Raw genomic sequence first — 24,557 nt, forward strand, 5'->3', positions numbered from 1 at the left:
TACTTACAAGGTTTTTTTAATACTTAATGCTTACGTAGAAATTACGACTTGTTGCGGTTCTCTTTCGCAAATGCACGAATTTTACGTTTTTGCGATAAAGTCACCTTATTGGTGCGACCTGCGTATGGGTTATCGCCTTCTCTAAATTCAATTTTGATTGGCGTACCCATAATACCTAATGCTTTACGGTAGTAGTTCATTAGGTAGCGTTTGTAGCTATCTGGTAAGTCGTGAACTTGGTTACCGTGGATCACGATACGTGGTGGGTTATAACCACCTGCGTGAGCATATTTAAGTTTCACACGACGACCACGAACAAGTGGCGGTTGGTGGTCAGCTTGTGCCATATCCATAATACGACGCAGCATCGCTGTGCTAATACGCTTAGTTGCTGACTCGTATGCTTCGTCTACCGACTCAAATAAGTGACCCACACCTGTGCCATGTAAAGCAGAGATAAAGTGTAAACGTGCGAAATCAATGAAACCTAAACGACGGTCAAGCTCTGACTTAATACGTTCTTTAACGTAATCATCAAGGCCGTCCCATTTGTTAACAGCAACAACCAATGAACGACCTGCGTTTAAGGCAAAACCAAGTAAGCTTAAGTCTTGATCAGAAATACCTTCGCGAGCATCAACTACTAGCAATACAACGTTAGCGTCTTCAATTGCTTTAAGGGTTTTGATCACTGAGAATTTTTCTACAACATCGCTTACTTTCTTACGCTTACGAACACCTGCGGTATCAATAAGAATGTACTCTTTGTCGTTACGTGTCATTGGAATATAGATAGAATCACGGGTTGTACCCGGCATATCGTAAACGATTACACGTTCTTCACCTAAGATACGGTTGGTAAGTGTTGACTTACCAACGTTAGGGCGACCGATAATAGCAAGTTTTACAGGCTTATCTGCAAAGGCTTGCTGGTTGTCTTCGCCTTCTTCATCTTCGCTGTAAAGATCAATCAATTCGTCATCACTTTCTTCAAGCTCTTCAACTTCGCCTGCAATTTCTGCAATAACTGGCTGTAAGGTTGTTTCAAGTAGCTGCGTGATACCACGGCCGTGAGCCGCAGCAATGTGATGTACGTCGCCTAAGCTTAACTGGTAGAACTCAGCACAGTATGAGTCTGCATCAATACCATCGACTTTGTTTGCCACAACAAAACATTTCTTTTGTTGTTTACGAAGGTGGTTAGCAATCGCTTGGTCAGCGGCAGTCATACCTGCGCGGGCATCAACTAAAAATAGCACGATATCGGCTTCTTCAATCGCTAGTAGCGATTGCTCAGCCATTTCGGTTTCGATACCATGCTCAGAACCGTCAATACCACCCGTGTCTACCACGATAAATTCATAGCCATCGTAATCAGCTTGGCCATATTTTCTATCTCGTGTTAAGCCTGGAAAGTCGGCTACGAGGGCGTCACGAGTACGTGTTAAACGGTTAAATAATGTGGATTTGCCCACATTGGGTCGCCCAACAAGAGCGATCACGGGAAGCATAAACTACCTCTTAAAAAAACAACAAAAGGCTTCGCCAAGCGAAGCCTTAGAAAAATAACGTTTACTATTAGTAAGTTAGTTTGGAATTTTAACCGCGCTAACTTCACCATCTCGGGTGTATAAAATTAACTTGTCACCGGCAACAACTGGCTCAATAAAGAAACCTGAGCTGTCAAAGTCTTCGCGCGATACAAGCTCGCCCGTTTCTTTGTCTAACCAGTGTAGGTTACCTTCTTGGTCACCTAGTGCTAAATATTTACCAGCCACAGTTGGGCCTGTTAAGTACCAGCCGCGTAGTGCCGGTTGGCTCCAACGCTCAATACCTGATGTTTTATCTAGACCGTAAACAACACCATCGCTATCAACAACATAGATAGATTGGCTATCCATTGATAAATCACGGTAGCTGCTGTACTCACGTTTCCAAACAACATTACCAGAACGAATATCAACGGCTGCTAAGTTACCATTATAGGCGATTGCATAAGCATATGGACCGCTAATTAATGCTTGTGTATCTACATCAACCAAACGTTCAAACTCAGACGCACCTTTTGGAGAAGCAATTTCAGCACTCCACGCAGAGTAACCATTTTCAGAAATTAATACGCTTAATTTACCTGTTTCAAGACCTAGTAATACACCACCGTTGGCTACAGTAGGTGAACTTTGACCACGTAACGTTAGTGGTGGCACTTCTTGTTCAAAGCTCCAACGCTCTTCACCTGTATCTGGGTGTACAGCTAATAATTTACCTGAGCCTAGGTTTACAAAAATTAGGCCGTCGCCTGCAGCTGGTTTAGAAAGTACTTCGCCTGGCATCGTTTTACGCCAAACGATTTCACCTGTTTCACGGTCAAGAGCAGTTAAGTAACCATGCTCAGAACCAACGAAAATTTTGCCGTAAGCTTGTAAAATACCGCCTGATAGCTTGGCACTTTCTGTGGTTTCCCAAGGCCAGAAGGCTGGGTTTTCACGCACATCGGTTTGCCATAGCGTATCGCCATTTTCAAGCGATAGGGCTTCAACTTCACCTTCGCGGTTTGCTACATACACAACATCGTTATGAATAGCCGGTGTTAAGCGCGAGAAATAGTGCTGAACACCATCACCGATTGATTCTTGCCAAACCACTTCTGTCTCAAATTGATTAACAATTTCAGGCAATACCAGTTCTTCTTCGTCATCACTTGACGAACACCCAGTCAGGGTTGCGATACACAGAGCAAGTGTTGCCGCTGTTAACTTCTTCATCTTAACCCCTTACGCCGCTGGGCTAGTTTGTGCTAAGTCATCAAGTTTAATTTGTAATAACGGATTGTTTTCAAGGCCGCCATTATCAGCAGCAGCTTGGTATTGGCTGCGAGCTTGGTCTTTGTCGCCTTGTGCAGCATAAACATCGCCTTTTAATTCAGCGACTGCAGCAGCAAATGATGCTGGAAGCTGGGCGTTTAGCGTTGTTAACGCTTGCTCATATTGCTTTTGTGCAAGGTGAACACGAGCAAGGCGCGTTGTTGCCGTTGCTTTAAGCTCAGGGTTTTGCTCGTTGGTGATGATCCAGTTAAGCTTTTCGCTTGCTGCATCAAGGTCATTCTTTTCAACGGCTTCTTTCGCTGCTACAAATGCTGTTAGCGTGCTGTAGCTTGACTCGCCATTGTCTTTAATAAACGTATCCGCTTTTTCTAGCACGGCACCGCTTTCAACAAGTTGTGTGAAAGAGTCAGATGCTTTCTCAGCTGTGGTGATTTGGTTTTGGTTATAAGCTTTCCAACCATATAAACCACCTAAACCTGCAACAATACCAATTGCAAGTGCTAAACCATTTTCACGGAAAAAGCGTTTGATCGCTTCTTCTTGTTGTTCTTCTGTTGAATAAATTTCCATGCTTACCTCTGTTGCTAACTGGGCTTAAATAAGCTCAGCTAATAGCGTTTTCGCTTCTTCTAATTTTAAGGTGACTTGTTCTTTACGCTCACGTAAGTACTTAATAGTCACAACGCCTTGTTCTAATTCATCTTCGCCGATAATAACCGCGACTAGAGCATCGCTTTTATCTGCGCGTTTTAATTGCTTTTTAAAGTTGCCACCGCCTGCGTGCACCATAACACGTAGACCTGCAACATCTTTACGTAATTGAGCGGCAATGATAGGCGCTTGAATGCTGGCTTTATCGCCCATGGCTGCCAAATATACATCAGCACTACGGCGGATGTCACCTACACTTTCTAGTGCTTGAAGTAATAACACTAAACGCTCAAGACCCATTGCAAAACCTACCGCTGGTGTTGCTTTACCGCCTAGTTGTTCAACTAGACCATCGTAACGACCACCGGCACAAACGGTTCCTTGTGCGCCTAGGCTATCGGTTACCCACTCAAAAACGGTGCGGTTATAATAGTCAAGGCCACGTACAAGCTTTTCATTTACCGTGTATTCGACGCCTGCAGCGTCTAAACGTTCACATAAATTTTCAAAATGTTCTTTTGATTCAGCGTCTAAGTGCTCAGATAGTTTAGGCGCATCAGTTAAAATAGCTTGTACATCAGGGTTTTTGCTATCTAACACACGTAAAGGATTAGTGTGCATACGACGCTTAGAGTCTTCATCAAGTACATCGACGTGTTGCTCTAAGTAAGCAACAAGTGCATCACGGTAATCTGCACGTGCTTCATTTGAACCTAATGAGTTAAGCTCAAGACGAACGTGTTCACTGATACCAAACTCTTTCCATAATTGGGCTGTCAGCAAAATAACTTCAGCATCAATATCGGCAGTGGCAATGCCGAATGTTTCTAAACCAAATTGGTGGAATTGACGGTAACGGCCTTTTTGCGGACGCTCGTGACGGAACATCGGGCCCATGTACCATAAACGTTGTTCTTGGTTATACAGTAAACCGTTTTGATTACCTGCACGCACACACACTGCCGTACCTTCAGGGCGAAGAGTTAAGTTATCGCCATTACGGTCTGCAAAGGTGTACATTTCTTTTTCTACGATATCGGTTACTTCACCGATAGAGCGCTTGAATAGGTCGGTTGATTCAACAATTGGAAAACGAATTTCTTGATAACCAAACGATGAAACTGTTTCACGTAAAATGTCTTCTACTTTCTGCCAAATTTGCGTATCGCCTGGCAGACAATCGTTCATACCACGAACTGCCTGAATTTGTTTTGCCACTGATAAATCCTAAATACTGTACTTGCGCTGAAAAAAATCGCGCCTCAAGAAAAACTAAAAAATTGACCCGTCATTATACCGTCTAAGCGGTAAAGGTAAACGGCAAACCCAAGGGTTTGCCGAGTATATGCGAATTATTCAACGATTTTGATGTCGATTGGCGTTTCTTTCTCTTTTTTAGCGATAAAGTCACGCACATAGCCCTCAAGTTGGTCGACAATGTTATCGTTATCGATACGTGCTTTTTGGCGCTCACCATTGATGTATAAGCCAGAGCGACGGTTGGCACCAGCAAGGCCGATATCACTAACCAGCGCTTCGCCAGGACCATTTACCACACAACCAATTACCGACACTGACATAGGCTCAACCACGTCTTCAAGGCGCTCTTCAAGTTGGTTCATGGTGCTTACCACATCAAACTCTTGGCGTGAGCAGCTCGGGCAAGCAATAAAGTTAATGCCGCGTGAGCGAATGCGTAATGATTTTAAAATATCAAAACCCACTTTGATCTCTTGTACCGGATCGGCAGCAAGTGATACGCGTAATGTATCACCAATGCCTTCAGCAAGTAACATACCTAAGCCAACAGCTGATTTAACCGAACCTGAGCGCATACCGCCTGCTTCGGTAATACCTAAATGCAGTGGCTGGTCGATTTCTTTGGCAAGTAAACGATATGCACCAACCGCTAAAAATACATCTGACGCTTTAACGGATACTTTGAACTGGTCAAAGTCTAAACGTTGTAAGATCTCAACGTGGCGCATAGCTGATTCAAGCAGTGCTTCTGGTGTTGGTTCGCCGTATTTTTCTTGTAAATCGCGCTCTAATGAACCGCCATTAACACCAATACGAATCGGAATGTTATGCTCACGTGCAGAGTCTACAACGGCACGAATACGCTCTTCGCTACCAATATTACCCGGGTTAATACGTAAACAATCTGCACCATACTGAGCCACTTTTAATGCAATACGGTAATCAAAGTGAATATCTGTTACCAGCGGGATAGTGACTTGTTCTTTAATGCTTTTAAATGCTTCAGCTGCTTCCATAGTTGGTACAGACACACGCACAATATCGGCGCCGGCATCTTGAATGGCTTGAATTTGTGCAACCGTTGCATCGATATCTAGGGTGTTGGTGTTAGTCATCGACTGAACGGCAATTGGCGCACCATCACCAATTGGCACGTTACCTACGTTAATACGGGTCGATTTTCTGCGTTTAATAGGAGATTCTGAAAACATTGCGGTTACTCTGATAACGGTAAAGTAAATTTAGCTAAGCGATTTTTGGCAAAATGTGAGGTATCGACAGCTTGACCTTGAAAAGTAATATCGACTACTTGGTGTTTGCCTAGTACCACACTAAACGGCTGTGGGCCGGTTACTGTCATAACGTAACCTGCTTTTTTAACACCAAAAGCAATACGATCGCCGTTGCCATCGTGAATTTCTACCCAGCTATCTTCATTGAAGTGCATCACCACTTCGCTGTGCTCAGGATCTGCCTTTTCAGTTTGTGGCTGAGCAGCAGGTTGGTTTTGTGATGCAGCTTGATTTTGTGCTTCGTTGCTGGTCGTTGGCGCATCAGCTTCAGGCTGAACGATTTCTTGCTCGCCTTCAGCGAGTGGTTGAATGGTTTCTTCAGCTGGTGCTTCTACAGCTAAGTCAGGTGAAATATCACTGCTTTCGAGCTGATTTGGCATCGCAGTCGTGACCGGCTCTTCGATATTCTGGTTGCTATTTTGCCACCACCAAAACACTGACGAACCAATGATCACCGCTAAGATAAAGTAGCTAAACAGCATTAAACGGCTGTCATGTGCTTCTTTTTCTGTGCGGCGAGAAAAGCTCTGCATTTTTGACTTTTTCTCAGGCTCAACGTGCTCAGGCAGTAATTCAAGCATGGCTTGGCTATCGATTTTAAGCTCACGGCAATAGCTTCTGATATAACCTTTTACGAAGGTCGCAGGGCCTAGTAGTTCGTGCTCGTCGTTTTCTAGTCGTTGTAACTGTAAAACTGATAACTTTAATGCACCAGCAAGTTGCTCAAGGCTCATTCCTGCGTCTTCGCGGCGCTTTTTTAGCGCTTGGCCGAGCGTTTCTTGTGGTTGTTCTAAATTGTTTTCTTCATTCATAATGCGTATGAGTCTGGATCTACCAATAAGAGTCTATGCCCAGGTTCTAGGGCGACATCTGGGCTCAATTTGTTCCAGCGCATTAACTGATCGATCAATACGCTATGCTGTGTGGCTATGCTAAAGAGTGTGTCGCCTTCATTGATGTCGTGATAAATGTTCGGATCGTTCAAATAAATGCGAGTACCGTTTTGTACACGATCCGATTCTTTTAAGCCATTCCACAGCAAAATCTTCTGTAGTTTAACATTGTATCGCACCGAAATGCTAAAGAGGTTTTCACCATTTTCAATAATATGATACGGGATATTCAGCGCCGGTACATTTGCGTTCAGCATGGGTAAGTTAAGCGGCTCGTTTGTCACGCTAAAGTCAGTGCTATTGGCGGTTGACGCCGTTGTTTGACTGCCACTAAATACGTTTTCGTCTTTTTCAGCTTCGTAAAACACCACAGTGCTGGCATCATTTTTGGTATTTTGCGAGTTTGCTGGCGTTTGTTGTTGAACGCTTGGCGTTTGCGGTGCACCAAATGACACTATGGTCACTTCATCATTACTTTGCGCTGGTGTTTGCGCGTCTGTTTGCTGCTTTGCAATAACTGGAGTTTGTTCAACTTTACGAGAGGAAACTGTTTGGAAACCTTCGTCAGTTTGCTTTGTGAGCGTCTCTGGCGTTGTATCGCTCGTTTGAGAAGAGGCGAGTGTCTCTGTTACGGGCTTTTCTTCGCTGTCTGAGTTTACCTCAGTAGGCACCTGCTTATTACTTTGCGCTACAGTTTGTGGCTCGGGTTGAGTTTTGTTTACAGTTGGCTGCTCAACTGGAGGAGTTTGTTCATTAGTTGTTGGAACATTTGTGGTCTTTACAAGGCTTTGCCCGGTAGCAGCCACTGACGCCTGTGCAACAACAGCTTGTTTAGCTGGCGCTTTTCTTTTCACGATGCGAATTTTTGGCTGATCTTTGCTAACCGTGCTGTTATCGCTTGAGATTTTCAGTTCTTCAAGCTGCGCTTGACGGTATTTTTCACGTAGAATTTCAAATTCTGAGCGTTTAGTTTGCCCTGCTGTAATTGCTTTTGCTTCGCTCGAACCTGGGTAGGTTTGTAAAATTATACCTGCCGTTGTTTCGGCTTTTTCAATATGGCCCATCCGTTGCTGAATTAAGTAGCTGAGCATGAGTGCGCGGGGGGTTACGCGGCCTAACGATTCGTATCTTTCAATGATATCTTCAGCTTTGTGAAGATCGCTTTTTGCGTAATACAAACCAGCAAGACTAATCATTGATGATGGACGCTGTGAGCTGTGGTTTAGCGCAGATTTTAGATATTTTTCTGCGTTTTCAAAGTCATCAAATTCTATTGCACATAAGGCTAAGTTTTCGTAACTTTCAGCTACACGGATATAGCTAGGAACTGCAATCGCTTTAAGAAGCTCTTCTGCTGCGCGGTCATATTCGCCAATGCCACACAAAAAGACACCATAGTTATTTAAGGTGTTCGGATCATTAGGGGCGATTTTTAGTGCGCGTTGATAGGCTTTATCGGCTAGCTCAGGTTCATCAACCTGTTGATAGTAATAAGCTAAAGAATAGTGTACTTCAGGAAGGTCAGGAGCAAAATCTGCAGCGCGTTCTAGGTTATATTTTGCTTGCGAGTTGTTGCCTGTTTTTAAGTACTGTAACGCAAGGGCGATACGAGTACGGGCAGCACCGGTATTATTAACCTGTTTTTCAACAACGGGTCTGTCGCTACCTTCGTAGCTGTTTTCTGTAACACACCCTGTTAATGCGAATGCACCAACAGTAATGGCAAGTATAGAACGCATTACCTAATCTCTTCTTTGATTCCGTATGCCTATCTTACCGAAAAGCCTTTGTGTTGCATCTATTATTTTAAAAATAACGAGTTTGTCACAAAGGCTTATCTTTAAAAGTTACGCTTATGCTTGGTGAACATTTACCGCAATAGCGTTATCTTCGCGCATTTTCTTTTTCGCTAAACGTTTAGTACGGTCTACAACATCACCCACTAATTGACCACAAGCTGCGTCAATATCATCACCACGGGTACGGCGAACAATACAGGTAATTCCCGCTGCTTGTAATACTTTAGAGAAGCGGTCGATGCGGCTGTTGCTCGAACGGCCATATTCGTTGCCCGGGAATGGGTTAAACGGAATTAGGTTCACTTTTGAAGGTGTACCTTTAAGAGTTTTAACCAATTCGTGTGCTTGATCTGTGCTGTCGTTTACACCTTGTAGCATAACGTATTCGATAGTCACATCTTTGTTTGCTTTAGAGCCATCAATATAACGACGACACGCCGCTAAGAACTCTTCGATAGGGTACTTTTTATTAATTGGTACCAGTACATCACGTAGTTCATTGTTTGGCGCGTGAAGTGAAATAGCCAGCGCTACGTCAATTTTCTCTTTTAATAAATCAAGAGCAGGTACCACACCAGAGGTACTTAATGTAACGCGACGCTTTGATAAACCAAAACCCCAGTCGTCCATCATAAGTTCCATTGCTGGTACTACATTTTTAAGGTTTAGTAATGGCTCACCCATACCCATCATTACCACGTTAGTAACTGGTCGCTTAGTGCTATCGCCATCTAAACCAATGTCTTTTGCAACACGCCATACCTGACCGATGATCTCAGATACTGATAAGTTACGGTTAAAGCCTTGTTGTGCTGTTGAGCAGAAAGTACATTCAAGGGCACAACCTACTTGTGATGAAACACATAAAGTTGCACGGTCTTTTTCTGGGATCCAAACAGCTTCTACTTCTTGGCCACCTTGTAGCATCAGGGCGTATTTGATGGTGCCATCACTCGCCTGTTGTCTAACTGAGATTTCAGGAGCAACAATTTCACATTCAGCTTTTAGTTTCTCTTTTAGCTTTTTGTTGACGTTTGTCATGTCGTCAAAATTGTCTACGCCAAAATGATAAATCCATTTCATCACCTGATCGCCACGGAATGGCTTTTCACCGAATGATACAAAAAGCTCACGCATTGCATCTCGGTTTAAATCTAATAAGTTAATCTTTTTTTCAGTGGTCATGAAACAACCTCAATCAGTGACGGTGGTAAGTAGTTTGGGTGCGCGATTGTACATTATTTAATCGACTTAGTCATTAGCTAAACAGATTTACAATAGGCTTAGCTAATGACTAAAAAAGGGCCCGAAAGCCCTTTTTCTTCTGCATCACAGACTTAGCTGTGAACTCGAAATTAACGAGTACGTGGGCAGATTTCTTCGTCAGCGAAGAAGTATGCGATTTCACGTGCAGCTGATTCAACAGCGTCAGAACCGTGAACAGCATTTTCGTCGATGCTGTCTGCGTAGTCAGCACGTAAAGTACCAGCTAGTGCTTCAGCAGGGTTAGTAGCACCCATGATTTCACGGTTTTTAAGTACTGCGTTCTCACCTTCAAGAACAGTAACCATTACTGGACCAGATGTCATGAACTCAACTAAAGCACCGAAGAAAGGACGCTCGCTGTGCTCAGCGTAGAAACCTTCAGCTTTTTCTTTTGAAAGGTGAACCATTTTAGCTGCAACGATTTTAAGACCAGCAGTTTCGAAACGGTTGTAGATAGCACCGATGTGGTTTTTAGCAACTGCATCAGGTTTTACGATTGAAAAAGTACGCTCTAAAGCCATCTTTATGCTCCAATAATTTTAAATTTAAAAGGTTAAATATTAACGGGCGCGAATTATACGCGCTTTACGTGAAAATTCCTAATTTAATTAAATAGTCATTTGATGGCATTTTCATGAACCCTAACCATGTATAGCAACACGGGTATAAAGTGTGAGCGAATTTTAGCAGTTAAGTACTTGTTGTGGGCTATTTTATAGGCAATTATTAACTCAGGAAATGATAAAACTAATAAGGACAATTATGAAAAAACTTTTACTGGTCAGTTTACTCGCAAGCTGTTTAGCGGGTTGTAATTCAGACTCAAATGATGAGCTAACATGCTCTCCTTTCCCCATGGCAATCGATATTGATAAATATGTTGTCACCCCAGGGCAAAACGAGGCTAACACAGCACTCGCTTATGATGCCTATATCATAAAATTAGGCGGTGCTGGCAAAGGTGTTTATAGTGAAGGAGATGAGCCTGACCCTAATAAAGAATATGCAGACTGTCCTATCCCAGCAGTGGTATTAGGGAGCGCGAATACCATTACAGTTATTAATATTTACTCAAGCGCTGATTACAACAGTGAGCTCACAGCTGGTACGAGTTTAAATAGCCTGTTTGATATCAAAGAAATGTATAATAGTGATTTTGATTATTACAGTGATGGCAACTATGCCAGTGTTGAAGACTTCGCAAGCGTATTCCCCACGACTGCACCTATATTTATTGAACTAAAGCCTAACCAAGCACCTGAAGTTGAAAGTAGTCATATTTTTTATATCGATATTAGTTTTGCAAACGGCAAAACCTTTGCGCTTGAAACTGAAGAAGTGCAGCTGTTTTAAATTGCTATTAATCAGCTATTGTCAGCGGGGCTTCTCTGCTGACATACCCAATCTCTACTCGCTTAGAACGTACTCACTTAGCTAAGCTAATTGGTATTAATTTACCATTCCCATAATGCACCTAAAAATTGTAAAAAACAATCTGAATTGTTAACCTTTCGTTCACTTTTGCGCGGGTAAGCTAATTGTTGATGATAAAATGGGCTTTCATTAAGTGGTTGAAAGTAAATAGTATGTTGTTTTTATTTGGCTCTTTAACCTATCTTTTTAGAGAAAAATATCAACAATAAAATTGTAACTGAGATGTTAAATTTAAGTGTACAAAACGCTACATGGTTTTTCGTGAATTCCTGAACTTATTCAATCATAAAATATTAGTGAATTGATTTTTTCTAAACAAAAAATCTCACTTTCATTTTAATTTGAATAATCAAAGGAGAGAACAATGAAACTACGCAGTGCACTTTCTAAGTTGTCATGCGCGTCAGCTTTTGCACTTGGCACAATGCTGACTTTGAGCCCCGCAGCCAATGCAATGAAACTAAAGCAACAAAACTTACAAGAGATGGCCGTTGAGTCACAGAGCATTATTGCCGGTCAGGTGGTAAGCGTAACAGATGGTTTTGATAACAATCGTCCCTATACCGAAGTGACTATTCAGGTTTCGTCAGATGCTAAAGGCAAATTAAAAGAGGATTCAAATTACACTTTTCGTCAGTTTGGCTTGACCAAGCCCCGCTCTATGGGCAATGGCAAAGTGTATTTAGGTGCAACGCCTGAAGGCTTTTCTAAATGGCGTGAAGGCGAACAAGTGATTGCCTTTATGTATAAGCCAGCATCAATCACAGGGTTTCAAACGACCGTTGGTTTAGCTCAAGGTAAATTTGTAGTGCGCAATGGCAAAGTAGAAAACATTTTTGCTAACAAAGGCGTTTTTGAAGGGTTAGATACCAGCAGCTTATCAGCAGAGCAACAAAATCTCTTAACCACACCAGGTGCAGTCGATGTGAGAGTTTTTATGGATTTAGTAGGTGAACTGTCTGGAGTACAACAATAATGAAATTTTCTAAAATCGCAGCAGCATTAACCCTTGCAACTATTTCAACAGGTGCGTTAGCCGGTGGCCCACTTTATATTCATGAACCGACAATGCAACCATACAAATGGGACACCTCAAAAGGCAGTATTCCAGTGTGGACAGATGGCGGCCAACTTATCAAAGATAAAGACGGTAACGATGTTGAAACCTTTACTGTACTTGAAAAAGGCACTGTATTTAACGTTGATGTTACCTTAGCTGATGGCACAGTGATCCCTGCATACACTGAACTTGACCGAGATTATACATTTTTAACTATTGAGCAAGCCAACAAAGTAACGGCGAATGCTGTGAAAGAGTGGTCTGAAGTAGAAACGTCGACCTTCGAGATGTCAGTGCAGGGTACGATTTTTGAGAAAACAGGCATTGCGGATGTGACTGCAGAAAATGTTGATCAAATTTATGGTGTTGAGAACGGTTATGGCTTTTGGGTCAATTACGACACTGATGGTGGCATTTTAGAAAACTATTTTGGTGTGCCTCGCAACTCGGTATTGGGTATTGCTTTCCCTGAATGGGCTGATGAAGAAACCGGTGAGATTATTGAAGCGACAGCTTTAATGAACGGCTGGTATGTTGATATTAATGATACCGATGGCACGCAAGTTGGTGGGGTATTCACCCATGAGTTTGGCCATGCGATCAATATGTCTCACTCGCAAGCAAATGGCCATTTAGTGTATATGTCGGCTAGCTACAGCCCACAATACGACGGTGTACCGGGCTGTGCTGGGGTTACAGAGTTTACTAGTTCAAGTATGCTTGACTTTTCTGCCATTGAAACAATGTTCCCGTTTATTAATGTTCGTTCAACAGCAGGCTCTAATCAGCATACGATTAATGTAAAAGACGATATTGTTAATATTTCTGACCTCTATCCTACCGAGGAATACAAAGCAAAGTTCGGTAGTATTCAAGGAAAGCTTTTTACAAAAGAAGGCGTTGAGTATTCTGGTATTAATTTAATAGCACGAAATCTTGATAACCCCTATGAAGATGTGATCAGTCAACAGTCAGGTAACATGACACAAGGCCGTATCGGCCCAGATGGCTCATTTACCATTAATGGTTTAACACCAGGTGCACGTTATGCTCTTTATACCCAAGAGATTAATGCAGGTGGCTACCCAACTCAGCAAACGAATATTCTTTCTGAAGCTGAATATTGGAATGACAACGAAAGTGCGAACCCGGGAATAGATAATGCCTGTGCGATGACAGAGATAGTTGTTTCAGCGGGTGAAACTAAACAGGTTGAGATGTTCTTCAACGGTTATCAAGACGGTATTCAATATACGCCACTGATTTCAGCGTTTGTAATGGATCACGCTAAAAATGGTAAAAAGGCACTTGGAACAACCTCTTCGGGTATTCCTTTCTTATACGACAGTGCGACTAATTCGTTTGATACTTTAGTAAGCCCTGATGGCTACGCTTTATTAAGCTCTACAAGCACAGCAATGAACAAAACAGCCACTAAAGCTGCCATTACCGCACACTTTAATGATAATGGCGTGATGCAAGGCGGCGTCTGGGATATAAACTCAGGCAAAGTATCAATGCTTGAAGATTTAACGGGGAATAGTTGCTCGCTTTCAAGTCAGCAGGGGCAAAGCTCACATAGCATCTGGGATATGGATGATGATGGTAAGATGATTGTTGGTACAACACGCTTCCCATACGATGGTTCAAATCGCTGTGCTGATGGCGAAGCTGCGCGTTCAGTTGGTATGCCTACTGTTTGGGATGCAAACACGGGTAAAGCAAGCGTTTTACCTGGCACACAAATGGTTGACCGTTCTTATGGTAGCGGTAAAGAAATCGCTATTATGAATGGCGATGAGCAAATTCGTCGTACGGCATGGGCGCGAGCAGATCGTATCTCTGGTAATGGCGAAACCATTACAGGTTCAACGAATGGCTTTACGCAAATTGCTTGGGTGAATGGCGAGCTTGTTGATACCTACACGGAGTTTGGTGCAATCGACAATTCAGTTATCTCTGAAAATGGTCGTTATGTCGCCTTTGGCGCCATCGAAAATCGTCGCCCTGCTGGCGTAAAAGTATGGGATACAGTAACCAATACAACTCAAAAAATTGGTAGCTTACGTTGGTGTGACAACATTCCTGCGATAAGTTTCTGGACCAACTATTGCGACCTAGGCTACAGCCATGAAGAATTAGTTGAACTAGGATTTGGCTTACCTTCAGTGATGGTTCTTGATGCAAATGAGGACTTATCGATGATCACCGGACGTGCTGGTAGCCCTCTATCTGGCGGTTTTGTTGGCGCTATTTATTTAAAAAGTATTGGCTGGATGTCATCAGAAGAGTTCTTTGCTAAGCAAGGTGTTACTGAAGCTAAAGGCTTACTTACTGATAATATGTTTGGTCTAAGTGCTGATGGCTCTGAGATCATGGCAGGCATTGCTGGTGCAGTGTTATCAATTGAAATCGATGCGAATAAGGCATTTGTATGTGATAACGGCCGCGACCGTGAACTTAGCTTCCCTAAGCAAGTGGTTGATGCGGTGTCAGCAGGTGCTGAATTTGGCCGCTGTGCGCATATTAATGACTAATACTATGTTGTGTTAAGCGCTTAAAGGTCCGGCTCGTTGGCTGGACCTTTATTTCAATATCTTTGTAACAAAGGCCTGCTAATGTATAAAAGTTCATTAATAACAATAATATGGTTATGTCTTCTAAGCTTTATTCCTGATCAAGTTAGTGCGCAAACCCATCAAGCTGCAAGCTCAAGCAACAAAGGGTTTAATGTTCCTGAAGAGCTGTTGACCACATGGGAGCTAGATGAAGCGGCTTCAATGGAATACGCAAAAAAGTCTGCGCACTGGAATGAACATATCGCTAATTTGATGCCGAAACTAATCGCAACAAATAAACAAATTAAATACCGCTTTAATCAGGATGAAATGGTCACTATTCAAGCTGCAAAAGAGCACCAGCTTGCCATTAGTTTGCTTAAGCAAACACTGACGTCATATAAATTCAAATTTGAATTCGACGATAAGCCAAAGCAATTGCAAGTGATAAAAGCCGCAGGTGGGCGGATCAATATACAGGCCGATGGCCTACTTGGTTATCAGTTCTTATTGTGGAAAAAACGCCGAGAACGCTTAACTGGCGTATAAAAAATATCAATGTTAAGGGCTTTGCTGTTAACATTAGCAAATCCAAACCAATTACCCTGGATAGTTAATTGAGTTTGATCTAAAAAGGTGGCCATAGGATTGGTCACCTTTTTCTTTTCTCTATAAGTCCTTACTCAGTCTAAATTTTATAGTATTAAAGTGCTGGTTTGTGTCTGTGTTTTTAATAGTTAAGTGCTTGATTACATTTTGGTACAGATTGATACACTTTTATTTTATGTAAAAGAATTTTTAACAAGTTGTTAATTAAGGTTTTTTTTACCGTCAATTTAATGCTTTTTCTTGCCATAGTTTTTACCCTTTTTAGTGTGTTGAATTCTCATTTTACTTCCACTATTACTTGTTTTGTCACTCATAACTAATTGTATAAATTAAATATATTTTATTATTGAGTGGTTTTAGCTGTTTTTAATAAAACAAACAACAAGGAATTAATATGAAAAAAGCGCAGTTAGGTTTGTTAATCACATCATTCGCTATTATGGGCGGATGTGCAAAGTTAGACGCTCAAGTTAACGCTGGCGGCACTCTTAATTCAAAGGGTGGGGCTGGAAAAGCTGTGTTTACAGCACATGCAGCTCGTTGTGATGGAGAAGTAAGCGGAAAAGTAAATTACAAAGATGTAACTGCATTAGATTGGCAACAATCTGGAGGAGTATCATTTAACGCACAGGTTTATGGTGCAGGCTTATGTAGTGAAGATCCTGTATCACCTGATGGGGCTGAGTCTGGTGATGAGCGATTATTTTGCAAACAAGATATTTGCACTGAGGGGATGTATCAAGTTGAGTTTAATTATAACTCAACCAATCCTAGCCTGCCTGGAGAGGGGGTTGGCTTTGCATGCATGATGGATATTTCTGAAGGTATTAAATCTGGATTTGGTGCAAATGGGTTATTGAATGTGATGTTACTCGAGTCTGGTCCATACCAAGGCTATAACAATGCCGGAACAATAAGTGGCAATGTACAAGTGAAAGATTGCCCAAGTAGCAAAAATGACGACAACGCAGAGTAGAGAAGGAGTTTAATGATGATAAATAAAAAAACAGTTTTAGCGGCAAGCATTGCTCTTGCTTATAGTTTTCCTTCTTTAGCTGATCAATCAATGCGAATTGTTCTAGAAGCAAATAGTAATAAAGCCTCAGCGCTTAAATCGGAGTTGTTATCAAATAATATTAAAATAGAAAAAGAGCTTAGTTCACTAGAAAGTTTTGCAATTTCGATTGATAAAACTCAGTTAGCCAATGTTACAGGGCTTACAAACGTAAAGACTTTTTACCCTGACGTACCAAGAAAGTTAATGTCTGAAGGCGCTTCGCAATATATTCCGTATGGTTTAGAGATGGTTCAAGCTGATCAAGTTCAATATCAAGGCGGACAAAAAGTGTGTGTAATCGATAGCGGTTATGCCTTAGAGCACCCAGATTTGCCGAGTGCTGGTGTTACAGGCTCAGACGATGGCGGTGCTGGTGTGTGGTATCAAGATCCATTTGGTCATGGTACTCATGTTGCGGGCACGATTGTCGCAATCGACAATGAATTTGGTACGACAGGGATTGTCGGTGATCATTCCCTTGATATGCATATTGTGCGTGTTTTTGCAGGTAATGGTAGCTGGGCTTACGCTTCGGATTTAGCCGGTGCGATTGATGAATGCCAGCAAGCTGGTTCAACGGTTATTTCAATGAGCCTTGGGGGAAAATACTCAAGCCCGATTGAAGAAAAAGCGTTAGATAAAGTTGCTCGTGCAAATATATTAATGGTTGCGGCAGCAGGAAATGCTGGTGAAGCTTCACATAGCTACCCTGCGTCTTATGATAGTGTGATTTCAGTCGCAGCGGTTGATAGCACTAAAAATCATGCAAGCTTTTCTCAGCGAAGCAGTCAAATTGAACTAGCAGCGCCAGGCGTTAATGTTTTCTCAACTGTGCCTGTTGACCGCGCGCGCTTTTCAAAATTTAATGTCACGCAAGATAATGTTAATTTCCAATATTATGGTATGGATGGCTCGCGTTTTGGTACTGTGACAGGGGAGCTCGTTGATTGTGGTTTAGGTACTCAGAGCTGTGGAGATGTAACAGGAAAAATCTGTCTAATCGAACGAGGGGAAATTCCGTTTTATAAAAAAGTAGAGCAGTGTGAAGCGGATGGCGGTGTGGGAGTTATTATTCGTAATAATAACCAAAGCCAGCTAATCGGCACTATTAACCCTACTTCTATGATTGCTGGCTCTGTGACAAGAAATGAGGGTCTTAATTTAATGGACAACCTCGGTAAGAAAACCACAATAACAGTCGCTGAGTTTTCAGATCATGACTTTAAATCAGGTACTTCGATGGCAACTCCCCATGTTTCCGGCGTAGCTGCATTGGTATGGAGTAATTATCCTGAGTGTTCTGCAAATGGCATTCGTTTAGCACTGAGGGCATCTGCCGATGATCAGGGGGATATGGGTTATGATCATGCTTACGGCTGGGGTATAGTGCAAGCCAAAGAGGCTGTTGATTATATCGCTGAAAATGGATGTAAAGCATCTAATAACGTATTACGTGGCGGAGATGGCTCAGCCCATTAACTACTCCCCTATATTGTTGTTATGACCAAAGCGCTTATGGCGCTTTTTTCGTTTGTCACCTACTCAACAATAAGCTCTATGAATCAATCATGATCTAGATCAATAAAATTACTGGGCAGGTTATTATACTGCCGCGCTTCATTATCGTATTAATTCATGCAACCGACTTGTACTCGGTTCGATGTGTGGAGCTTTCATGTCGTCACCTATTTTGACCCCTCGTCCTTTTACGCCTGAGTTGTTATCACCTGCGGGTAGTTTAAAGAATATGCGTTATGCCTTTGCCTATGGTGCAGATGCCGTATACGCTGGCCAGCCTCGTTATAGCCTTCGTGTTCGTAACAATGAGTTTGACCTAGATAATCTGCAAGTTGGTATCAACGAAGCCCATGCGCAAAATAAAAAGTTGTATGTGGTGTCAAACATTGCTCCTCACAATGCCAAGGTAAAATCGTATTTACGCGATATTGAGCCTGTCATTGAGATGCAGCCAGATGCGCTGATCATGTCAGATCCTGGGCTTATTATGTTAGTGCGTGAAAAGTGGCCAGATATGCCTATTCACTTATCTGTGCAGGCCAATGCTGTGAACTATGCCACAGTGAACTTTTGGGCTCAGCAGGGCATTGAACGAGTCATTTTATCGCGCGAATTATCGCTTGAAGAAATCGCTGAAATTCGTGAACTATGCCCAAATACAGAACTTGAAGTGTTTGTTCACGGTGCACTTTGTATGGCTTACTCTGGCCGTTGTTTGCTATCGGGTTACATTAATAAACGCGATCCAAACCAAGGAACGTGCACTAATGCATGTCGCTGGAACTACGATGTGAAACCGGGCACCGAGAATGAAACCGGCGAAATGGTGCATAAAATCGACCCTAAAGCGGTGATCCCAACCCTAGGTGATGGTGCACCAAGTAATGAAGTGTTTATGCTTGAAGAGCAGGGTCGTCCTGGTGAGTACATGCCTGCTTTTGAAGACGAGCATGGTACTTACATTATGAACTCAAAAGACCTTCGTGCAGTTCAATATGTTGATCAATTAACGAAAATGGGCGTGCACAGTTTAAAAATTGAAGGCCGTACCAAGTCTTTCTACTATGTTGCTCGTACTGCACAAGTGTATCGTAAAGCTATTGATGATGCCGTTGCTGGTCGTCCATTTGACGCAAACTTATTTAAAACTCTTGAAAACTTAGCGCACCGTGGCTATACCGAAGGGTTCTTAAAGCGTCATGCGCATCAAGACTATCAAAACTATGAATACGGTCATTCGGTGTCTGATAAACAGCAGTTTGTGGGTGAAGTATTAGGTCGCAACGATAATGGTTTAGTTGAAATTGATGTGAAAAATAAGTTCTGTACTGGTCATTCACTTGAGCTTATGACACCAAAAGGGAATATCAACTTTAAGTTGGATTTTATGGAAAACAAAAAAGGCGAAGCCATTAGCGATGCTAAAGGCTCAGGTCATATTGTTAAAATTCCTCTGCCAGAAGATATCGATTTAGATCACGCAATCTTAATGCGTAATCTAGATGCCGACCAAGATACCCGTAATCCATTCAAAAAAGCTTAATAAAAGGTGCGCTAAGTCATACTTAGCGCATTGAACTCATCTTTTTTTGGTATTTCACTGTCGTTACTAGTTATTTTTACTATCCTTTTTTCTAAGGGTAATAATTAAACATAGTCAAAAACTATAGTGAAATACGTTGTTCATCCATCACATCATAAAGAGCTTTTACACACAGTACCTTATGTTGCGGTAGGGGTATTGCTGCTGGCTGTTGTCTTATTACTTGAGCGATTAGGGCTTATTGCTGCTATTCCTTTTTATGTAGCAATGCATACGAGCGTCGAATTGTTCTCAGTTGTGATCTCGTTTTTAATTTTTGCAATTGGTTGGAATACCTGGCACTTCTCGAATAACTACAAACTTTTATTACTTTCTTGCACCATGTTGTGCGTTGCCATTTTTGATTCATTGCACTTTTTAGCTTATGACAGCATGCATGAAGGCAATGCAGACATGAACTTGGTGTTAAGTTTTTGGCTCATTGCTCGGTTATTTAATGGAGCTGCTTTTTTAATTATTGCAGCAGGGATTTGGGTTAAATATAAACCGTTAAATGCGCGTGCCTTACTTACCTCTTTACTGCTTTTTAGTTTGTTTATTGCAAGCTCTCTTTTTTATTTTCCAGGTTTACTGCCAGACATATACATAGAAGGAGTCGGTGATAGCCATATTAAGTTTTTAATTGATCTACTTGTTTTAGCGCTTTACAGTGCCGCTGTTTTGATGTTTGCGACACAACTTCGTAAGCCCAGAACAAATTTAAATATTGCAGGTAAAACATTAGTTTGCCTGTTAGCTATTTTAAGTGAGGCCTGTTTTGTGGTGTTTAATGATGCGTCGCACACCACTAACACCTTTAATTTTTTTGGGCATGTATATAAAGGGCTCACCTACTTTTTACTGTATAAAATCCTCTTTGTTGAAACCGTCACTAAACCGTATGCAGCACTAGATAACTCCTCTAATCAGTTAAAAGCAACACTTACTGCACTGCCAGACTCTGTGTTTGAGCTAGAAAAAGACGGTACTTTTCGCGAAGTCTTCAGTGATAACTCCGATAGCCATGTCTTTACTAAAGCGATGGTTGGGCAAAATATTAGTAGTATGTTTGAAAAACCTGATGCGCAAGATTTTATGCGTACGCTAATGGAGGCAAAAAAATCAGGTGTTTGTTTGGTCAATACCTTACCCATTAGCGTAAATGGTTGGGTTATTCATTTTGAATTTTCGGTTACCTTGTTCGAGCACGATAATGATGGGCCAACGTATTTAGTGAACGCCCGCGATGTGTCAGATAAAGTTGGGCGTATGGCGGCACTTGCTCAGCAAAGTAAATTTAATCGGGGGTTATTACAGCTAACCGAAATTTCGTTTCAAGACGATCAAGATGTGTTGTTGAATTATGCTGTTAATCAAGCCCTCGAAATTACCAATTGCGATGGCGCAGCTTTGTTTATTTGTAACGAACAAAAGCAACATGATTATCGAGCCCAGAAAGGTAATGTTTTTGATGTGTGTACTGAAAAGTTACAAGGCAAAATTGCGGGTGGGCAAGCTGTCATTATTAACCGGAAACATGCAAAAGAATACGGGTTACCTAGCGACTCTAACTCATTGTTAGTGGTGCCCGTGATACGCCATAGTCAGTGCCACATGGCCATTATTTTGCAGCATCAAATCAAGGTGTTTAGTGTGCAAGATAAAAACATGCTAACAGTTTGGGCCGAGTCAGTGTGGCAATGGTTTCATAAAATTACTCTAAACAAACGCATGCACATATTGTCTCAAGCGGTTGAGCAAAATCCACACCCCATTATGTTTACCAATACAGATGCAAGAATTGAGTATATGAATCGTGCTTACCTCGATATGTGTCAGTACGAGTATGATGAACTAATAGGTCAGAGCCCGCATAAAATCAGTGCAGGTCAAACTGAACCAGCTGTTTATCAAACAATGTGGGAGCACTTAAAAAATCGAAAAGCCTGGGTGGGTGCTTTGGTTAACATGACCAAGCACGGTAAAGTGATTGTCGAGCAAACTACCATTTACCCATTAAAGGATCGGCAAGGGAAGGTGAGTAACTACATTTCGTTTCAGCATGATGTGACCAAAGAAGTCGAAAGTGAAACCCTTATACATCAACTTTCTTATTTTGATCAGCTAACGGGGCTTGCAAACCAAGACAAGTTACAGATGGAATTTGAACAAACCATTAAGCTTCAAGCTGATGCAAAGGCAGCCTTTATTTTAATTGGTTTAGACAACTTTAAAATTCTCAATAAAGCATTGGGTATGGCAAGTTGCAACCTTGTATTACAAAGCTTGAGTGCTCGAATTTGTAACTTTATGGGTGAGCAGATTATGGTCGCACGGCTACAAGGTGACCGCTTTGCATTTATCACACCTTATACTTCCACCGGTGCTATAAATAAAAGTACTCACGATTTATTAAAAGTGATCAGTGAGCCGCTGACGATTAATGATGAACTCATTGTTGTTACAGCATCGGTCGGGGTTTCTCTGTTTCCAATTGATGGTAAAGGGTTTGAGCCGCTATTGCAGATGGCTGAGTCAGCGATGTTTGAGGTTAAACGGCAGGGTAGAAACAATGCGTTATTCTACGCCGAAGAAATGAATAAATCTGGGCTTAGGCAATTACAAATCATCAATGCCCTTAATTATGCCCTTGAAAATAATGAGCTTTATTTAGTCTTTCAACCACAAATAGATATTGCATCAGGCGCTGTGGTGGCTGTTGAAGTATTAATACGTTGGCACAGCGAAACATTAGGCAATGTATCACCTGCTGAGTTTATTCCCATTGCTGAAAGCAGTGGCCGCATTAGCGAAATTGATGACTGGGTATTCGAAAATACCGTTAAAACAATTCGCCAGTGGCAAGATGACAACATGCCAGCAATGACCTTTGCAATAAATTTATCTGCCACGAAGTTTGTTAAAAAGCAGCTGCTTGGCGATTTAATATCGGTATTGCAAACTTACTCCATAGAGCCTGAATGTATTGAACTTGAATTAACGGAAACTATTGCCATTGGTAACCCTCAGTTTGCTTTAAGTACGATTACAAAACTACGCGAAGCCGGTTTTAAAATGTCGATTGATGACTTTGGCACAGGCTACTCATCAATGAATTACTTAAAAGACTTTGCTCTTGATAAGCTAAAAATCGACAAGTCATTTATTGATGACTTAGAAAACCCCAGCGAGGCTGATAAGGCAATTGTTAAAGCCATGATTGATTTAGCCAGCGCGTTAAATATGGAGTCAATTGCTGAAGGCGTTGAAAGCGAGCAGCAGCTGAACATACTGAAAGAGCTTGAGTGTTCTCAAGTACAAGGCTATTACTTCAGTAAACCACTACCAATTACAGTGTTGTATGAGTTTGTGGAGTCACCAAGTTTTTCAAGGTAAGCCTACTTTTTAAATTGACTGGCAAGCTCTGCAAGCGACACTTCAGCAAAACGTTTTAATAACAGTGCTTCTGCGTCATCCATCGCATTTTGCAGGGCGCTGTTCACTGCATGCTCGATAGGGCAGTTGCTGTGCTCATCGGTTAGACCAATTACAAACAGGTTCTTTTCGCCAAGCGCTTGGTGAATATCAAATAAAGTGATGTCTGTTAAGGGAGTGGCCAGTAGCCAGCCGCCATTGTGACCTTTGATTGCCGATACATAACCTGCTTGGCGCAGTAACGCCATAGTACGGCGCACAACCACAGGGTTGGTCATTAACATGTTTGCTAATGTCTCTGATGTAACAGGGTGGCTGTAACTGTTTAAATGGATCAGCACATGTAAAACCCGTGATAGTCGGCTGTCTTTTCTCATCTCAAATCGTCAATATGCGTTTTTTGCAGTGTATCACGAACTGCTTAATATTGACCGTTTGAATTGCCAAACTAACGCTCACTAAACCAATTCCAAGCCAGCCAATTTGCTGAAATTGCTCATTTAAAATCACAATAGCCAGTACGGTGGCGATAATAGGCTCAAGTAAAGTGATGAGCACGGCTTGGCTAGCCGCTATGGTTTTTAAGCCAATACTAAATAGCCAATAACCTAAAAACATCGGTACTATGGCCATGTAAAGCGCCACGCTGGTATTGGTAACTGTGGCAAAAAGCGTATCTCCAGTGATCAATAACGAAGGCAAGAGTACACATGCAGCGCCGCCAAATAGGCTCGCCATAGTCGCTCTTGAATGAACGCCGTTGCTAATTAAACGTTTGGCAACCCATGAATAGCCCGCATAGGTAAGCCCTGCAATTAAGCCAAGTAAAATGCCGATGTTTTGGCTAAACAGCCCCTTAGCAGCAGAGTGTGAGTCTTTGCCTAACGCGATTAAGCCAATGCCTACTGCACCAAAGCAAAAGCTGACTAGCCAGCGAGTTGCAACAGGCCTTTTCTCAATTAAGTATTCCAATAAGACGGTAAATAAAGGGGCGCTGGCAATCGAAACAACAGTGCCAATTGCCACACCAGCACTATTCATAGAGGTATAAAATGCCAGCGGATAAATAGCCACACAGGCTGAGCCTAGTAGGGTTAGGCGGTAGTGCTTACGCAGTGTACTGGCATTGTTTATTAGCTGAGTTAGTGAGGTTAGGCAAAGTAATACCCCGCCAAATCCGATCGCAAACGCACCTATTGCAAAAGGGCTAATGTCTGGTGCAAAACTTGCGGCTGTACCAGTTGTGCCCCAAAACACACTGGCAACTAAAACGGCAATGGTCGCGATGGTATGGTTCATTGATGATTCGCTTTAAATT

General features: G+C 42.0%; 19 protein-coding genes. 8 read left to right on the plus strand and 11 right to left on the minus strand.

The features are described 5' to 3' along the window. Positions 1–41: 41 nt before the first annotated feature. The 9 genes from der to ndk form a co-directional block, all read right to left on the minus strand. Positions 42–1,511 carry a ribosome biogenesis GTPase Der gene (gene der, locus AUR67_RS05815; RefSeq protein ID WP_058584525.1) on the minus strand — a complete coding sequence of 490 codons (1,470 nt, stop codon included), beginning with the start codon at positions 1,509–1,511 and terminating at the stop codon, positions 42–44. Positions 1,512–1,586: 75 nt separating this feature from the next. Continuing rightward, a complete protein-coding gene (gene bamB / locus AUR67_RS05820; protein ID WP_055022060.1) occupies positions 1,587–2,765 on the minus strand; it encodes an outer membrane protein assembly factor BamB in 1,179 nt (392 codons plus the stop codon). Positions 2,766–2,774: 9 nt separating this feature from the next. Then, on the minus strand, positions 2,775–3,395 hold the full coding sequence (locus AUR67_RS05825) for a YfgM family protein (RefSeq protein ID WP_055022059.1): 621 nt from the start codon (positions 3,393–3,395) through the stop codon (positions 2,775–2,777). 24 nt (positions 3,396–3,419) lie between these two features. Then, the gene (gene hisS / locus AUR67_RS05830; RefSeq protein WP_058584526.1) at positions 3,420–4,694 is read right to left on the minus strand and encodes a histidine--tRNA ligase; all 1,275 of its coding nucleotides are present in this window, start codon (positions 4,692–4,694) and stop codon (positions 3,420–3,422) included. 134 nt (positions 4,695–4,828) lie between these two features. Beyond that, positions 4,829–5,947, minus strand: a complete 1,119-nt coding sequence (gene ispG / locus AUR67_RS05835) for a flavodoxin-dependent (E)-4-hydroxy-3-methylbut-2-enyl-diphosphate synthase (protein ID WP_054553525.1) — start codon at positions 5,945–5,947, stop codon at positions 4,829–4,831. 5 nt (positions 5,948–5,952) lie between these two features. After that, positions 5,953–6,840 carry a RodZ domain-containing protein gene (locus AUR67_RS05840; protein WP_058584527.1) on the minus strand — a complete coding sequence of 296 codons (888 nt, stop codon included), beginning with the start codon at positions 6,838–6,840 and terminating at the stop codon, positions 5,953–5,955. Beyond that, positions 6,837–8,660, minus strand: coding sequence for a type IV pilus biogenesis/stability protein PilW (gene pilW, locus AUR67_RS05845; protein WP_058584528.1), 1,824 nt, complete (start codon positions 8,658–8,660; stop codon positions 6,837–6,839). The genes AUR67_RS05840 and pilW overlap by 4 nt, the downstream gene beginning before the upstream one ends. A gap of 114 nt (positions 8,661–8,774) precedes the next feature. Further along, the gene (locus AUR67_RS05850) at positions 8,775–9,905 is read right to left on the minus strand and encodes a bifunctional tRNA (adenosine(37)-C2)-methyltransferase TrmG/ribosomal RNA large subunit methyltransferase RlmN (protein WP_058584529.1); all 1,131 of its coding nucleotides are present in this window, start codon (positions 9,903–9,905) and stop codon (positions 8,775–8,777) included. A 170-nt stretch (positions 9,906–10,075) separates the two neighbouring features. Beyond that, positions 10,076–10,507: a nucleoside-diphosphate kinase gene (gene ndk / locus AUR67_RS05855; RefSeq protein ID WP_036972405.1), complete on the minus strand. Its 432-nt coding sequence runs from the start codon at positions 10,505–10,507 to the stop codon at positions 10,076–10,078. 241 nt (positions 10,508–10,748) lie between these two features. On the opposite strand from ndk, the gene AUR67_RS05860 reads away from it, so the two are divergent. From AUR67_RS05860 to AUR67_RS05895, 8 genes are all read left to right on the plus strand, one after another. Further along, complete coding sequence (locus AUR67_RS05860; RefSeq protein WP_058584530.1) at positions 10,749–11,339, plus strand: hypothetical protein; 591 nt, start codon at positions 10,749–10,751, stop codon at positions 11,337–11,339. A gap of 445 nt (positions 11,340–11,784) precedes the next feature. Then, positions 11,785–12,396 (plus strand): hypothetical protein, encoded by a 612-nt coding sequence (locus tag AUR67_RS05865; protein ID WP_058584531.1) that lies wholly within the window; start codon positions 11,785–11,787, stop codon positions 12,394–12,396. Beyond that, positions 12,396–15,017 (plus strand): hypothetical protein, encoded by a 2,622-nt coding sequence (locus tag AUR67_RS05870; protein ID WP_058584532.1) that lies wholly within the window; start codon positions 12,396–12,398, stop codon positions 15,015–15,017. The genes AUR67_RS05865 and AUR67_RS05870 overlap by 1 nt, the downstream gene beginning before the upstream one ends. 81 nt (positions 15,018–15,098) lie before the next feature. Beyond that, the gene (locus AUR67_RS05875; protein WP_058584533.1) at positions 15,099–15,587 is read left to right on the plus strand and encodes a hypothetical protein; all 489 of its coding nucleotides are present in this window, start codon (positions 15,099–15,101) and stop codon (positions 15,585–15,587) included. 454 nt (positions 15,588–16,041) lie between these two features. Beyond that, positions 16,042–16,623 (plus strand): hypothetical protein, encoded by a 582-nt coding sequence (locus AUR67_RS05880; protein ID WP_058584534.1) that lies wholly within the window; start codon positions 16,042–16,044, stop codon positions 16,621–16,623. Between the two features lie 12 nt (positions 16,624–16,635). After that, positions 16,636–18,183: a S8 family serine peptidase gene (locus AUR67_RS05885; protein WP_058584535.1), complete on the plus strand. Its 1,548-nt coding sequence runs from the start codon at positions 16,636–16,638 to the stop codon at positions 18,181–18,183. Positions 18,184–18,379: 196 nt separating this feature from the next. Further along, entirely contained in the window at positions 18,380–19,765 is a 1,386-nt protein-coding gene (gene yegQ / locus AUR67_RS05890) for a tRNA 5-hydroxyuridine modification protein YegQ (RefSeq protein WP_054562626.1), read from the plus strand. A gap of 126 nt (positions 19,766–19,891) precedes the next feature. Continuing rightward, entirely contained in the window at positions 19,892–23,200 is a 3,309-nt protein-coding gene (locus tag AUR67_RS05895) for an EAL domain-containing protein (RefSeq protein ID WP_058584536.1), read from the plus strand. A gap of 2 nt (positions 23,201–23,202) precedes the next feature. Here the strand turns inward: AUR67_RS05895 and AUR67_RS05900 are convergent, their stop codons facing one another. Further along, positions 23,203–23,616: an Rrf2 family transcriptional regulator gene (locus tag AUR67_RS05900; RefSeq protein ID WP_054562624.1), complete on the minus strand. Its 414-nt coding sequence runs from the start codon at positions 23,614–23,616 to the stop codon at positions 23,203–23,205. Between the two features lies 1 nt (position 23,617). After that, the gene (locus AUR67_RS05905; protein WP_058584537.1) at positions 23,618–24,538 is read right to left on the minus strand and encodes a DMT family transporter; all 921 of its coding nucleotides are present in this window, start codon (positions 24,536–24,538) and stop codon (positions 23,618–23,620) included. Positions 24,539–24,557 lie beyond the last annotated feature (19 nt).

The organism is Pseudoalteromonas sp. XI10, assembly GCF_001469895.1.
Classification (GTDB): domain Bacteria; phylum Pseudomonadota; class Gammaproteobacteria; order Enterobacterales; family Alteromonadaceae; genus Pseudoalteromonas.

What these genes read in the sequence shown, in the direction of transcription:
- der (WP_058584525.1), bottom strand. Translation starts at nt 1,511, where the DNA reads ATGCTTCCCGTGATCGCTCTTGTTGGGCGACCCAATGTGGGCAAATCC.
- AUR67_RS05905 (WP_058584537.1), bottom strand. Translation starts at nt 24,538, where the DNA reads ATGAACCATACCATCGCGACCATTGCCGTTTTAGTTGCCAGTGTGTTT.
- AUR67_RS05870 (WP_058584532.1), top strand. Translation starts at nt 12,396, where the DNA reads ATGAAATTTTCTAAAATCGCAGCAGCATTAACCCTTGCAACTATTTCA.
- AUR67_RS05865 (WP_058584531.1), top strand. Translation starts at nt 11,785, where the DNA reads ATGAAACTACGCAGTGCACTTTCTAAGTTGTCATGCGCGTCAGCTTTT.
- pilW (WP_058584528.1), bottom strand. Translation starts at nt 8,660, where the DNA reads ATGCGTTCTATACTTGCCATTACTGTTGGTGCATTCGCATTAACAGGG.
- ndk (WP_036972405.1), bottom strand. Translation starts at nt 10,507, where the DNA reads ATGGCTTTAGAGCGTACTTTTTCAATCGTAAAACCTGATGCAGTTGCT.
- AUR67_RS05850 (WP_058584529.1), bottom strand. Translation starts at nt 9,905, where the DNA reads ATGACCACTGAAAAAAAGATTAACTTATTAGATTTAAACCGAGATGCA.
- AUR67_RS05860 (WP_058584530.1), top strand. Translation starts at nt 10,749, where the DNA reads ATGAAAAAACTTTTACTGGTCAGTTTACTCGCAAGCTGTTTAGCGGGT.
- AUR67_RS05880 (WP_058584534.1), top strand. Translation starts at nt 16,042, where the DNA reads ATGAAAAAAGCGCAGTTAGGTTTGTTAATCACATCATTCGCTATTATG.
- AUR67_RS05885 (WP_058584535.1), top strand. Translation starts at nt 16,636, where the DNA reads ATGATGATAAATAAAAAAACAGTTTTAGCGGCAAGCATTGCTCTTGCT.
- AUR67_RS05875 (WP_058584533.1), top strand. Translation starts at nt 15,099, where the DNA reads ATGTATAAAAGTTCATTAATAACAATAATATGGTTATGTCTTCTAAGC.
- ispG (WP_054553525.1), bottom strand. Translation starts at nt 5,947, where the DNA reads ATGTTTTCAGAATCTCCTATTAAACGCAGAAAATCGACCCGTATTAAC.
- yegQ (WP_054562626.1), top strand. Translation starts at nt 18,380, where the DNA reads ATGTCGTCACCTATTTTGACCCCTCGTCCTTTTACGCCTGAGTTGTTA.
- AUR67_RS05825 (WP_055022059.1), bottom strand. Translation starts at nt 3,395, where the DNA reads ATGGAAATTTATTCAACAGAAGAACAACAAGAAGAAGCGATCAAACGC.
- bamB (WP_055022060.1), bottom strand. Translation starts at nt 2,765, where the DNA reads ATGAAGAAGTTAACAGCGGCAACACTTGCTCTGTGTATCGCAACCCTG.
- AUR67_RS05840 (WP_058584527.1), bottom strand. Translation starts at nt 6,840, where the DNA reads ATGAATGAAGAAAACAATTTAGAACAACCACAAGAAACGCTCGGCCAA.
- AUR67_RS05900 (WP_054562624.1), bottom strand. Translation starts at nt 23,616, where the DNA reads ATGAGAAAAGACAGCCGACTATCACGGGTTTTACATGTGCTGATCCAT.